Below are 14,153 nucleotides of genomic sequence, written 5' to 3'. Positions count from 1 at the left end.
GGTTTTGGCCCTTTTCTGACTTTTCCGTATGGAACCGTATAGACCCTTCAATACACTCCTCTAACGGGGTGAGATGCGGGGTGGGAAACCTCCGGGGTTATAGGCCAAACCCTGGTTATAACCAACTCTTTTTGGCCTATAACCCTAAGAAAACGGTTGGAAATCCGTTGGGCCAACATCCGAATCGAATCGGATGTTGGCCCGCGGCCTTGTAGAAGGACGATTCAAAAACGCCCCGTCGGTTTCGACGCCATCCGGTGAAAAGCTTTTTGCCCGCCTTTATGATCCGGATGGGTAACGCTGCCGTACCCGACATGCCACCAGTATATCGTACCCATCGAGATTCCGCCCGTCGGATACGATGATATGGTCGCCGGACAGGTAACGCTTCCGGTGTCCGTGCGGGCCATCCGACTCGTACGCCGCTGCCGCGTCATTACGTGGCGCGGCTTTGTAGATAGGGTATACAATGCCCAAAACACAGAAAGGGCCTAATGGTGACAGCTATCTGAGGGAGTCCATCGTGGCGATCGTCGCCGCCTTGATAGCCAAGGCGGACAACATCGTCACCAACATCATGCTCGTGGCCATTATCGGCTACCTGCTGGTCATGGACTACTGCAGTAGGCATAGTCACCGCTAGGTAAAAGCCCGTCCGGCCTGTCCGGGCGGGTCCCTTTCCTTCTCGTTGATTCCTGCCGTCCTGTTCTATTTCCCAAGTCGGCACACGTGCCGCGACGCCGATGTCCGGCCTTTATCTATCTTGTGCCAGTATTAGTGCATTTCTGGCTGTTACGGTCGCCGGGATGAGTTACGGTGGCTGTCTTGTTATTCGAGGTTGAGGGCGTACATCAGGATAAGGTCGATGACTGCGACGGCGATGTAGGCGAGGCCGATGGCGGTGCCGAAGATGCGGAGGAACCCGATTGACCCGATGGTGTAGACGACGAGTTCCAGACAGAGCTTTCCGTATTTCGGCAGTACGTGCGCGGAGCCAGGCGCGCCGTACCTTGCCCAAACGATGGTGATGATGACCCCGATGGCTACCCATAGGATTTTGGCTGGGACGTTCTTGGAAAGGAACCCGCCTCCCGCCATGAGACCGATGACAGTGGCGGCTTCCAGAAGAAAACGTACGCCGGCCACAATCGCCGAAAGAACACCTGTCATCTAAAATCCTCTTCCCTGATTTCGGGCAAGGATTGGACCCTGCCGCCATTGGAAACGATAGGCATTTTATCATCGATTGTTGAATAGCCTTTTGATGCAGGGCTGCCCGCAAAGGAGGAAGGAGTGCGGGGTTCGGGTTTTTGGCCGGATGCAATGGCGTACCGACTTGACTGGGATATACGATTCCCTTTTTCTGCGAAATATGCGAATCAGTTATATATGCGATGGCTGCCGGTCTATATGGTTTCGGCGGATATGCCGATATTCAGCGAAGCTGCGTCTCGGGTGAACGAAACAGACGGGAGCGGAGATTTTGGTTTGTCGCATATATGCCATCGGAGTCTCAGCAGTTTTGTCTGCCTGTTTTAGGGTTCCATTCGAGGAATTCGCCAAGGGAAGGATATGTTATAAAAACTGTTGGCATGTCGTTTAGGCACGTATGTAACCTTTAAGAAACATATGCAACGGGGTGAGATGCGGGGTGTAATGGATGCGGACGAAAGCAGAAAAGTCAATGTTTCCAACGAAACAAGACATATTTTCGCTCGAATCTCGCCCTTACAAGTGGGTTCTGGATATCTAGGCTACTCAGAACCCTATTTTTTTATCGAAAAGCCAGTGATGTCAACGATTCCCGTGTTATGACTGTTCATCTTTTGGAACTGTATATACACATCAATACACTTACACTCCTATAACTTCCTCTTATGGGGTGCAGTTCAGTTTGGTGTCGGGGTTTCTATTGCCGATGCGTAATAGATTCCAATCTGGTTCTGCTCATACGAAGACCAGTTGCACCAATATCATATACAGCGCGGTCCCTCCGAAAATCGAGAGGAGCATGTTGTGTTTCCAGCGGTGCAGGATGATGACGGCAAGCAGGGCCAGGGCCTCGGGGATGCCGTGGCTGCCGGAGGTCACCGACACGTTCTTCAGTGAATAGATCACCAGCATGCCCATGATGGCCGGTGGCAATACCCGACCCAGATAGCGCACGAACTTGGGGGGTGTCTTCGATTCGGGGAAGAGGATGAACGCCCCGAAGCGGGTCAGGACCGTTCCCAGCACCACCACCGCGACGGTGATGACGCTTTGTAGCACGCTCATGGTCATCATCGTTTCACCGGCTTTCCGTCGATGTCTTGGTCATCGTCACCGCTGTTATTCGTTTTCGAGCGAAGGTCTGTGCCTTCCGTGCTGCTTTCCTGCGCGGCTTCGATATCGTCGGAAAGGCCATCGCCCTTGTCTTTGAGCTCCGTAAGATATGGGCGCAAAAGCACGAACGCCAGCAGCATCACCAGCAAAGTGGGCAGCATGAAGTTCTTCGGACCGAAGACAATGAGGCAGATCAACGACACCAGCACGCCGACCATGGCCGGGGTGTGGCCTTTGAGGCTATGCGATTCGTCCCATTCGTCGAGAACAATGGCAAAGAACATCGCCGTCATTGCAAATTCGACGCCTTTGGTGCTGAACGGCAGCACACCTCCTACAAGCCAGCCAAGTGTGGCGCCTGCCACCCAGGAACTCCAATTGATCAACGTGATCCATAGCATGAACCATCCGCGGTCTGTATCTTCCGGCACTTTGACGGATGAATTGACAGCAAAGGTCTCGTCGCACATGCCGAAAATGAGAAACGGCTTCTTCCAGCCTGTACCACGGTAGGTGTCGAGCATCGAAAGCCCATAGAAGATGTGACGGCCATTAACCATAAGCGTCATGATGAATGCCACTAGCGGGTTAAAAGCACTGAGCAACAGGTCAATCGTGACGAATTCCATCGATCCAGCAAAGATAAGAGCACTCATGCATATTGGATAAATAATCGGGAACCCTTTGGAAAACATCAGGAGACCATAGGAAAGCGCAGGGAAGAAGAGCCCGGCCCAGGTCGGGAACGTATACGGCAAGGCGACACGGAACGCATGGAATCTTCTGCCCACCTTTGCTCCCATCCTTTCAAACTCATGCAACTTGAAGTTATCGGCTGCTTGGGGCACTCTAACAGGTTTTACGATAATCACAAAAGTAGGATTCATTCTTTGATACCTCATGCAACATGCCGGTAGTGTCTGGACGGCCTGGTCTCCTGTATTCGAAGTAGTTGATTGCAGGATGTGACCTGCTCGTCGTCATCGGTACCTTGGCTATGCACGTCGATCTCGCACCACACCCATCCGTCACCCGGCCTGTTGGAAATACAGGCGGGGTCGATGACGTGTTCGCCGGGTTGAACTTTTTACGCCAAGGAAAGGGATTGATCTGAGGATATAGGCGTGTCGTATAGACCCGTATGTAACCGTAAGGAAACATTTCTAACGGTGCGAGATACGGGGCGCAGGTACTTTGGATGAACGTGGGAAATCTAATGATCCCAACGTTTTAAACGACGTTTTCGCTCGAATCTCGCCTTATCCGCCTTAAGCCTCTAAAGTCAAAAACTTTAGAGGCTTTTGTTTATGTTTGCTGGATTCGAGGTTAATTGTCGGGTTATGGGCTTTTCGGGTGTGTCGAGTGTGATTGACCGGCCTGTCCTTTCCGACACGGAAGCCGGATTCGTAGACTGATGCCCGGCTTGTTTGGGATTGCCAAGGGCATGACGCCAGCCATACGGCCAGTATCAGACAAAATGTCTCGTTGCTTTTATTCAAGGAGGATAAAGATTAAAGAGACCTGAAAACGCCTGTTCCCACAAAACACACTATCCCATGAAAACTTGTGTCCAGCCATTGAGCTTGGGTCCGTAGAGCCTGACAATCCTGATCAATAGTGTCTTGCGATTTGTCGTATCGATGTCTACGTCACCCGAATAAGGCGTTGTCGAAAGCCGGGTAGCCCAGTGACAGGGCCAGATAGGCTCGTGAACCAATCAGGTCGGAAAGTACGGCCAAGGATTTGCTGCTGCTTTCGCTTCTTTGGCTGTTTGAAGTGTCATCGGTGGCACCGGAAGAGGCCTCGTCGGTTTTGTTGGATACCGGCAGTGCCTGCTGTAGCGCGGTCAGCGATTCTCGCGCGCAATCCATCTCGACAACCGACACCGTTGATGCCTGCAGGCCTGTGGAGGGGTCGATGATGGTATTGGGATGGGCGATGAGATTGGCGACATCATAGACCTTTTGACGTGGGTCGCTGGTCTGGCTGGGGTCGGTCGTGTTGGCAGCCTCCAATGAAATGAGCCTGGCGGCTATGGCCTTGTGGTTGTCGCTTAACTGCAGGGTTGCATGGGGTACGCCTTTAGCCGCAAGGACTTCGATTTCGAAGCCGGCGCGGTCCTCGGCCAATGCCAAAGCACCGAGCGTCGTGTTGTTGGCACGCAAGGCAATGACATTGTTGAGGTTGGCCAAGGCCGCGTTAGAAAAAACAGGATTGGCTCCGACAAGCGGCGAAAGGCTTTTTTGCAGCCATTGCATCTGAGTGCTTTTCATGGCGTATACACTAAATTGCGAGGAGCACACGGTGGATGCATATCGCCATGCTTGGGCGGCGTTGCCTGCGGAAAGATAACGGTCGATGAACGGGTGACCGGCGGTGGTATGGCTTGTGGCCGACACCGCATCGCTATAGGCGGTCCTGCAAGGGCCGGCCTGCTCGACCGGCGATTCGATTCGCGGTGCGTTGCAGGCCGCTAAAGGCAAGGCGAGAGCGGCGATAATGGCCACCGGAAAGACGCGTCGACCTAGGAAATTGCGCGAAGAGGAAAAATTACGACGTGTCTGCATAAACCACTAGAATACCGAATGATTATGACTTAATGGGGCTTAGAAAAGCTCGACAGATAATTTCATATAGGGAGGTCTTGCGACCATGGAACTGGACCTGACAGGTATTCATCAGCTCGCGGCGGGGCAGGGAATCGATTCTGAAACACTTGATAACGCACTTTCTGAGGCGTTGCTATTGGCTTACAGCAAAACATCACACCCGGCGAAGCATGCCCGCGTCGAACTTGACGATCGCGCCGGCACTTTCACCATCTGGGCAAGGGACGAAAAGCCTGTGGAGCCTACCGAAGAGGATCCGCATCCGCGTCCTGAACTGGGTGAGGAATACGACGATACGCCGCATGATTTCGGGCGTTTGGCCGCTTCGACGGCCCGCCAAGTGATTCGTCAGCTCTTCCGTGACGCGGAGGACGAGCGTGTGCTTGGCGCTTTCGCCGGCCAGAAGGGCAAGCTCATCACCGGCGTCATTCAGCAGGACACGAAGGATCCGGCCAACGTGCATGTCGCCGTGGGCGACGTTGAGGCGATCCTACCCAAACGTGAGCAGGTGCCTGGCGAGCATTATCGCCACGGCGATCGTCTGCGCGTTTACGTCGTCACTGTCGGCCGCGGCCTGAAGGGTCCGGAGATCGTCGTGTCGCGCTCGCATCCCGAATTGGTGCGCAAGCTCTTCGAACGCGAGGTGCCGGAGCTGGTATCTGGCGCGGTCGCCATTATGGCGATTGCTCGCGAAGCCGGTGCCCGTACGAAGATTGCCGTTCGCGCCAACACCGAAGGCGTCAACCCCAAGGGTGCTCTGATTGGTCCCGGCGGTGCCCGTGTGCGTGCAGTGATGGAAAATCTTGGTCCCGAAAAGATTGACATCGTCGATTGGTCGAAGGATCCAGCCAAATTCGTCGGTTCGGCGCTTTCGCCGGCCGTCGCCACTGGCGTCGATATCGTCAGCGAAAAGAACAAGACGGCCATCGCCTATATCCATGACGATCAGCTTTCGCTCGCTATTGGCAAGGAAGGCCAGAACGCCCGTCTTGCCGCCAAACTCACCGGTTGGAAGATCGGCATCGAATCCAGCGAGGCACACGCCGCAGCGCAGGCGCAAGCCGCCGCCAAGGCCGCCGAAGAGGGCAAAACGGCAGGAAACGAGCAATAGTCCGCAATCCAGCATCACGAGTATGCTGGAATATAGTAATCCGAATGTAGCACGTAATGTGCCTGCATGTCGGCAAGAGACGAGGTAACACAATCATGGTCGCACGATGAGTCTGGGTAAGCTCGCCGTAACAATACATTGACCGTGCATGTACGCGCGGTCACAATAGTAGGAGAAAACTGAGTGGCAAAACAGCGCGTATATGAACTCGCTAAAGAGTTTGGCGTAGATAGCAAAGCCGTCCTTCAGAAGTTGAAGGACATGGGAGAGTTCGTCAAATCCGCATCCTCCACAGTGGAAGCGCCGGTTGTTCGCAAATTGCGGGCCGCGTTCCCTCAAAATAACAATTCCGGAGCAAATGGGGATTCCGGAAAATCCAAGTCCCAGGCACACAGTGCCAAACCGAGCGGCAGCCATCAGCATCAGGGCACAACCGCCGCAAAAACCAGCCAGGAATCACGTCCTCATTTCTCGGCTAAGCCGGGAATGGGACAGCATCACGGATCTTCGCGTGGCGAACAGGCACATGGCTCGCGCCATGAGGGTGGAAACCGAGAATACGAGGACAATCGGGGCCGCAGCGAACATGGTAGCCGTGATCACGGGCGTCGCCAGAGCGGCATGCCCGGCCCTCGTAACAACCAGCGTTTCGGCGGCGGCAACGGCGGCATGAGGTCGGGTGCGAACAACTCTTCGCGCAATGGTTCTCCTCGTCCGAACAATGGTGGCAATGGTGGGGCACAGCCTACCGCCTCACACGGGCAGCACACGGCTTCCGGGCCGCGTCCGGGCAACAATCCATTCAGCCGCAAGCAGGGTATGCATGTGCCCATGCCCAGCGGCATCCCGCGCCCGCATCCCATGGCTCGCCCTACTGTCAGCAATGGCCGCGGCGGTGGACGTAATGGCGGTGGACGTAATGGCGGCGGCCGCGGCGGATTCCGTAACGGGCGTTCGGAGCAAGGCGCAAGGCCAGGGCAGTGGGGACACAATCGTCCTGGCCAAGGCCAAGGGCAGGGTGAATCCCAAGGCCGCGGCGGCAACCGCTTCGGCGGCGGTCCCAGCTCCGGTGGCTATCAGGGCGGTGGCCCGTCCCGTGGTGGTGGTCGCGGACGTGGCGGCGCTGCAGGTGCATTCGGCCGACAAGGGGGCAAGTCCTCCAGGGCTCGTAAGAACAGGCTCGCGAAACGTCGTGATTACGAGGAGATCAAAGCTCCCACCATCGGCGGTGTTCGCATCCCTACTGGCAACGGCAAGACCATCAAGTTGCGTCAAGGTGCGACGTTGGCCGACCTCGCCGAGAAGATCAACGTCAATCCTGCCGCTTTGGTGACGGTCATGTTCCACTTGGGCGAGATGGTTACGGCCACTCAGTCCCTTGATGAAGCGACCTTCCAGATTTTGGGCGAGGAAATCGGCTGGAATATCAAGATCGTTTCCGCCGAAGAGGAAGACAAGGAAATCCTCCAACAGTTCGACATCAATCTTGATGAAGAAGAGCTGCAGGATGACGAGAATCTCAAGCCGCGCCCGCCGGTGGTCACCGTCATGGGCCACGTCGACCACGGCAAGACGCGCCTGCTCGACACCATCCGCAAGACCAATGTGTCCGCACGAGAGGCCGGCGGCATCACCCAGCGCATCGGTGCCTATCAGGTCACCGTCAATCTCGAAGACAAGCCACGCAAGATCACCTTCCTCGATACCCCTGGCCACGAGGCATTCACTGCCATGCGTGCCCGCGGTGCAGAGCTCACCGATATCGCGGTCTTGGTCGTCGCGGCCGATGACGGCGTGATGCCGCAGACGGTCGAGGCCATCAACCACGCGCAGGCGGCCAAGGTGCCAATCGTCGTGGCGGTCAACAAGATCGATGTCCCTGGTGCGAACCCCGAAAAAGTGCGCGGCCAGCTGACCGAATTCGGCCTGGTTCCCGAAGAGTATGGCGGCGACACCATGTTCGTCGACATCTCCGCGAAACTTGGTACCAACGTCGACAAGCTGCTCGAAGCGATTCTTCTGACCGCCGATGCGGAACTCGACCTCAAGGCCAACCCTGATATGGACGCACGTGGCGCGACCGTTGAGGCAAGGCTCGACAAAGGCCGCGGTGCCGTGGCGACCGTGCTGGTGCAGCAGGGCACGCTCCATGTGGGCGACGCCATTGTGGCCGGCACTTCATACGGCCGTGTACGTGCGATGCTCAACGAGGACGGTAAACCGATGAAGGCGGCAGAGCCTTCCACGCCTGTGCAGGTTCTTGGCCTGACCAGCGTGCCAAGCGCCGGCGACCTCTTCCTGGTCGCTCCCGATGACCGTACCGCCCGCCAGATCGCCGAAAAGCGTCAGGCCTCCGAACGTGCAGCCCAGCTGGCCAAGCGCCGCAAGGTTGTTTCGCTGGAAAGCCTCAAGGAACAGTTCGCCAAGTCCGAAGTCGACATGCTCAACATCGTCATCAAGGGCGATTCCTCCGGTTCCGTCGAGGCGCTGGAAGATTCCCTGATGAAGATCGACGTTTCCGACGAGGTCGGCATCCAGGTCATCCACCGTGGCGTCGGCGCGATTACCCAGAACGATGTCAACCTGGCAAGCGTGGACAAGGCCGTCATCATCGGCTTCAACGTCCGCCCGAACCGTCAGGTCGCGGACCTCGCCGAACGCGAGGGCGTGGAGATCAAGTACTACTCCATCATCTACAAGGCGATCGAAGACATCGAGGCGTCCCTCAAGGGTATGCTCAAGCCGGAATACGAAGAGGTCACCACCTCCCATTCCGAGATCCGCCAGATCTTCCGTTCCTCCAAGTTCGGCAACATCGCTGGCGTCATGGTCTTGGACGGCGAGGTCAAGCGTGGCACCAAGGCGCGCATCCTACGCAACGGCGTCACCACGGTCAACGACCTGGAGATCTCTTCGCTGCGTCGTTTCAAGGATGACGTGCAGTCCGTCAAGGAAGGCTACGAGGCCGGTATCAACCTGGGGTCCTTCAACGACATCCAGGAAGGCGACATCATCGAGACCTTCGAGATGCGCGAGATCGAACGCAAGGATAGCCAGCCTTCGAAGAAGGACGATTCCAACAAGTCCGACGACACCAAGGATGAACTCAAGGCGCCGGCTCCCAAGGCCGATTCTAAGAAGAAGTGAATGGGACGGTCTGATTCGTCATCAGACCGATCTGATTATTGAGTGCTAGTCGCCCGTCGCGAGGTTGGTTGTGTGCGGCGGGCGACAGCATTATGTGCGCAGGGATTAAAATGCGTTTTTCAAAGCGGTAAGCCACACTATTGTGCTGGAAAAGACTTGTTTAGCGGTTCTGTATGCGTTGTTTCCAGCAGTAAACCGTATTGTTGTGCTGGAAATGTCGTATTTGGCGTGAATATATGCGTCTTTTCCAGCACCATAGGGATGGTTACTGCTGGGAAAGACCTATTTGGTATCCAACTGCAGCCGCTTCGACATGGGACAGAGGTGGTTACTGCTGGGGAAGACCTGTTTGACACCGTTGACGGTATTGTTCTCAGTGCTATAAATGTGGTCGGCGCAGGACACAGGCATTGGAAAGTTCAGGATGTGTCAATTCCGGCAGTGTGACGATATTTTCGACTGGTAAACTCGTATTCTCAACAGTCTGTATCATGAAACGTAACAGTAAGAATAAGAAGGAAACGTTATGGCAGGAACCAATCCACGGGCCGCGCGTATCGCGGCGTTGATCCAGCGCGTCATCGCCTCGTCGATGGAACGCACCTTGCATGACAAGCGCCTCAACGGCGTCACCATCACCGACGTGCGCGTCACCGGCGATCTGCAGATCGCCCGCGTCTACTGGACGCAGCTGGGGCAGGAAGGCAAGGCCGAGGGGGAGCGCAAGCGTGCCGAACAAGCGTTGAAGCAGGCCACCGGCAGGCTCCGTTCGCTGGTAGGCGCGAAGGCCGGGCTGCGGCTTACCCCGCAGCTGCAGTTCATTTACGACGAGGTGCCGAGCGAGGCGCACGAGATCGAAGACATTCTGGTCACCGCTCACAAGCGCGACGAAGAGCTGGACAAAGCGCGCGAAAACGCGAAGTACGCCGGCGATGCGGACCCGTATGTCGAGCCTCGCAAGAAGAAGACCGCCGCCGATTTTGAGGATGACGGTGTCGAAGAAGAATAAGCAGCCGGAACTTTCGGGGCTTCTGGTGGTCGACAAGCCGCTCGGCGTGACCAGCCACGACGTGGTGGCGGCCGTGCGCGGGGAGCTGCACATGCGTCGTGTCGGCCACGCAGGCACACTTGATCCGCAAGCCTCGGGCGTATTGGTCATCGGTTTCGGACACGGCACGCGCTTGCTCAACTACATCGTCGATCATACGAAGACTTACGAAGCCACCATTCGCCTCGGACAGACCAGCACCACCGACGATTCCGAAGGCGATATCACCACTGTTGCACCGGTGAGGTTGGCGGATGATTCGTCCCAATCTTTACGTAGCGATCAACATAATGAGACTGGCGAAGTCCATACGCTGACGCTCCAGCAGATTGAGCAAACTATCAAGGAGCATCTGACCGGCGATATCGAACAGGTGCCGAGTTCCTATTCCGCAGTTCGCGTCAATGGCCGTCACGCCTACGAGCTGGCACGTCAAGGCAAAGAAGTCGAGCTCGACGCCCGTCCGGTCACCATCAGCGAATTCACCGTGCTGGGCGCTCGCAATGCCGAGGCAAAAATCGATGAACTTGATGTTGAAAATAATGTGAACGGGTCTGCAGATGCAACCACTTCTGTCGTTGACGTCGACGTGCGCATCAGCTGCTCGACAGGTACGTATATCCGTTCACTCGGACGCGATTTGGGGCAGCTTTTGGGAGGCGGCGGTTATCTGACGAGGCTGCGTCGCACGCGGGTCGGGAAGTTCGATCTGGCCGATCCACAATTGGCCGAACGTGTGGTCACAGCACATGCCAAGCCGCACACCTTTACCAATCGCGAGGGTGTGACACTGACCCTGAACAAGGCCGTGTTGGACGTTGATGCCGACGAGCTGAAACATCGCTCCCTGACGATGTTGGAAGCCGCGCAACGCACGATGCCGCTTATCCCGATTACGCAACATGATGCGGATGAACTGCGTTACGGTCGTCGTTTGAAGATGAGCTTGGCTCAATCCGATGGTGAGGGCTTTGAAACTGTTGAGAAGAGCAGTGTGAAATCTGCCCAGCTAGGCGGTCGGCAAGTCGTTCGTGAGGACTTTGGAACCGTTGAGGCAGTGAGTGCAGAGTCGGTGCGGTCAAACAGTCGGCAAACTGTTGGTAAGGTCTCTGGAATCGTGGCAGAAGACGGCGATATTGCCGAAGTGTCCGGCGATGTAGTTGCGTTTACTGCGAGGTCAACATCTCCCGTTCAATTTGCCGCCGCCTATGTTCTTGAAACCGGCGAAGTTGTGGCGATCCTTGAGTCGGCCAATGCTCACGAGGTCAAGTCGGCATTGGTGTTCCCGCAAAGTTGCCTCTAACAGGTCAGTAGTGCCTCTTCACGTAAGTTTTTAGCTTGGAAAATCAACGAAGAAAGGCGCTAATGACCTGGCAGAGGCACTAGCGCCGGTCAGTGTATTGATTTGCTCAACAAAAAACCTAGTATAGCTGAGTTGGTTGGGTGTTGTGAGTGGCGATGTATTCAAGATGCCGTATAATACAAAGTGCTGTCTGGTTTTATCGGTTTAAAAATATCAATAGGAGAGATATTATGCGTTTCGGCAAAGGAACGGTGCTCGCATGCGCGGTTATTGCGCTTTCCGTTCTGTGTCCGTCGGTCGCCAATGCGGCGCCCGCAGCCAATGAGACGCCAATTTCCATTGTAAAAGATGCTTCTGTTGATTCCGGTATATCGCCAATCAGTCAGAACGGGAATCCCACTCCCCCCCCAATCGCTTCAAAGTTCGCAAAGTAATGCATCAAGTGGGTCTGATAACGCATCTGTTTCAGATGGTGTGAAAAACGATCAAGACAATCAGGTAACTTCTAGCGATAAGCGCGGAAGCCAGACCATTTCTGATAGTGAGCATGGCGATGCTGCGACTTCTAGTGATAATCATGGCAGTCAGATGACTTCTGATAGCGTGCATGATGGTTCTGCAGCTTCAAATAGCGACCATAGTGGTCAGTCCGTCAATAAGTCAGATGTCGAAAAATCTCCTACAGCACCGGCTTATAGCTCAGATGATGTTCAACAGCCAGAACATAGCAATGATGATTCATCTCCTCATTCAAAACAGATGGATCCCAATGCCAGTGATGCGTCTGATGCTTCGGATGGCGCCAAAAAGGCAGAGCGTAGCGATGACGATTCATCTTCAAACGCAGAACAAGACAACTCCGATGCCAGTGGCACGCCTGAGGCAGAAGGACTTGAAAGAGATTCGTCTCCCTCTACGCAAGCGACGTGCACGCCGAAATCCGATCAAACTTGGACAGGTAGCGGTGGAGACAACATCAAGTGGGATTTGACTGCCAGTTGCCATTTTGTTGTGGAATCGGCGCGTATTTCACAGAATCGTTCAATCATATATATGCCATGGTATCCGTATCGTTCGCAAATCGTTCGCTTCACTATTGAAAATTGGACTAACACTACTGGATTGACAAGTCTTTATGGATTGTTCGAGGGTATGACTTCTATGGTCTCCATTAACGGTCTTGAACATCTTAATGTAAGTAATGTTTCTAGTATGTGGCGAACGTTCCATTCAACTTCATTGACCGCCCTTGATTTGTCTGGTTGGAATTTCAGCAGAATACTCAGCGTAGGCTGGTCGTATGAAGGTAATGGCCATGGTTTTTTCGCGGGTGGTTCCCCAGTGAGATTCATGCGATTAGGTGCGGGGCAGTGGATGAGAGGATGCTATTCCGATATGGGAGGTGATATACCTGTAGGAAGTAATTGGATCTCGGAAGATAAAACGTGGAAATCGATTAATTCTCAGTGCCATGTTAATGGAGAGGGGTCGAATCGCTATAATTTGGGACCGAGATCTACTAGCCAGTGGTATGGGGTATCGGGAACCACAGCAAGTGTCTCTTATGACTTAAATGGTGGCGGTGTCGCCGATGGAGGAACCGCGCCGGCTCCGGTTTCAGCGACATTCCCAGATGGGTTCAAGTCGACTACGGTCACGATGCCCCAGTCCGCTGGTCTCAAGCGTGATGGTTATCGTCTGGCTGGTTGGAGCAGAAGCCCAACAGCAAAATCGCCTCAATATATGCCGGGCCAGCAGGTTTCGTTTGATGACCTCGTGGAAACATTGCTGTATGCGGTCTGGCAGAAGGTGCCTATTCCGATTATCAATACGATAACATGGCCACATACGTTGGTAGGTGGTGGCAGAAGTGTAAATGCCGCAGGTTCGATTGACGCCGTTGACGGTGGACCTCTGCTGACTGACGACAAGTTTGTGGCCCACTGGAAGTGGGTCGGTACGGATAGTGCGTCTCACGAGGTCGATGCCGACGCGGTGCGTGATGGTAATAACTGGTCGTCGGACTTCACTGACTTCGCGTCTATCAAAGCCGCTGACCTCGTAGGCAGAGGGATACCCATATCTGTCAAGGCCCAAATTGTCAGCAGCGGAGGCGACACCAGCATCTGGACGGGCGAGAAGAGCACGACCGTGGACGTCGTGGCTCCGCATGTGGCCGATGGGGCAAGAGCGCTGGACGGCAAGGTCACGGGCGGGGTGAACAGCTCCGACAAGTCGGCTGGCGTCGCGGAAGATGGCGACACAGTGACCGTCGAATGGCTTGACTCGACGGGTGCGGTCATTAGTTGGACCGAAAGTAGTGTGCCCCATCAATCGTCAACGATGTCTACTGCTGACGGCGGAAAGTTCTTCGTCGACCAGCCAGCGGGCGTAACTGGAGCCCGTAAAGTTCGTATTACGGTCTCCGATAGCAGCGGCAATACGAGCGAACCCATCACCCTGTCGATGGAGGAGACGCTGAGCTCCTTGCCGATGACCGGCAGCGGCTGGGGCTCGTGGTCATACCTGTTTATATCGTTGGCATCTGTGGCCGTTCTGGCCATCATTACGCAGCGTGCAAGGCGCAAGGCGTTATCCCGCTAAACCGAT

General features: G+C 55.1%; 9 protein-coding genes and 1 pseudogene. 6 read left to right on the top strand and 4 right to left on the bottom strand.

Features of this window, described 5'->3' with window-relative positions:
• Positions 1 to 469 precede the first annotated feature (469 nt).
• Entirely contained in the window at positions 470 to 643 is a 174-nt protein-coding gene (locus tag PT275_RS04935) for a hypothetical protein (RefSeq protein ID WP_277152900.1), read from the top strand.
• Between the two features lie 185 nt (positions 644 to 828).
• Here the strand turns inward: PT275_RS04935 and PT275_RS04930 are convergent, their stop codons facing one another.
• From PT275_RS04930 to PT275_RS04915, 4 genes are all read right to left on the bottom strand, one after another.
• Positions 829 to 1,170, bottom strand: coding sequence for a DUF2568 domain-containing protein (locus tag PT275_RS04930; protein ID WP_277152898.1), 342 nt, complete (start codon positions 1,168 to 1,170; stop codon positions 829 to 831).
• A gap of 777 nt (positions 1,171 to 1,947) precedes the next feature.
• Entirely contained in the window at positions 1,948 to 2,283 is a 336-nt protein-coding gene (locus tag PT275_RS04925) for a branched-chain amino acid transporter permease (RefSeq protein WP_277153668.1), read from the bottom strand.
• Complete coding sequence (locus tag PT275_RS04920) at positions 2,283 to 3,128, bottom strand: AzlC family ABC transporter permease (protein ID WP_277152896.1); 846 nt, start codon at positions 3,126 to 3,128, stop codon at positions 2,283 to 2,285. The genes PT275_RS04925 and PT275_RS04920 overlap by 1 nt, the downstream gene beginning before the upstream one ends.
• A gap of 846 nt (positions 3,129 to 3,974) precedes the next feature.
• On the bottom strand, positions 3,975 to 4,892 hold the full coding sequence (locus tag PT275_RS04915) for a hypothetical protein (protein WP_277152894.1): 918 nt from the start codon (positions 4,890 to 4,892) through the stop codon (positions 3,975 to 3,977).
• An 85-nt stretch (positions 4,893 to 4,977) separates the two neighbouring features.
• On the opposite strand from PT275_RS04915, the gene nusA reads away from it, so the two are divergent.
• From nusA to PT275_RS04890, 5 genes and pseudogenes are all read left to right on the top strand, one after another.
• The gene (gene nusA / locus PT275_RS04910; RefSeq protein ID WP_277152892.1) at positions 4,978 to 6,045 is read left to right on the top strand and encodes a transcription termination factor NusA; all 1,068 of its coding nucleotides are present in this window, start codon (positions 4,978 to 4,980) and stop codon (positions 6,043 to 6,045) included.
• A gap of 183 nt (positions 6,046 to 6,228) precedes the next feature.
• Positions 6,229 to 9,093: pseudogene (gene infB, locus PT275_RS04905) on the top strand (translation initiation factor IF-2); the annotation flags it as partial.
• A gap of 625 nt (positions 9,094 to 9,718) precedes the next feature.
• A complete protein-coding gene (gene rbfA, locus PT275_RS04900; protein ID WP_277152890.1) occupies positions 9,719 to 10,201 on the top strand; it encodes a 30S ribosome-binding factor RbfA in 483 nt (160 codons plus the stop codon).
• Positions 10,185 to 11,543, top strand: a complete 1,359-nt coding sequence (locus PT275_RS04895; protein WP_277152888.1) for a tRNA pseudouridine(55) synthase TruB — start codon at positions 10,185 to 10,187, stop codon at positions 11,541 to 11,543. The genes rbfA and PT275_RS04895 overlap by 17 nt, the downstream gene beginning before the upstream one ends.
• Before the next feature lie 1,503 nt (positions 11,544 to 13,046).
• On the top strand, positions 13,047 to 14,147 hold the full coding sequence (locus PT275_RS04890) for a hypothetical protein (protein ID WP_277152886.1): 1,101 nt from the start codon (positions 13,047 to 13,049) through the stop codon (positions 14,145 to 14,147).
• Positions 14,148 to 14,153: the final 6 nt, after the last annotated feature.

The organism is Bifidobacterium sp. ESL0745 (assembly GCF_029433335.1).
In the GTDB taxonomy this organism is placed as follows: Bacteria; Actinomycetota; Actinomycetes; order Actinomycetales; family Bifidobacteriaceae; genus Bifidobacterium.
This window is presented reverse-complemented; position numbering and strand designations above follow the sequence as displayed.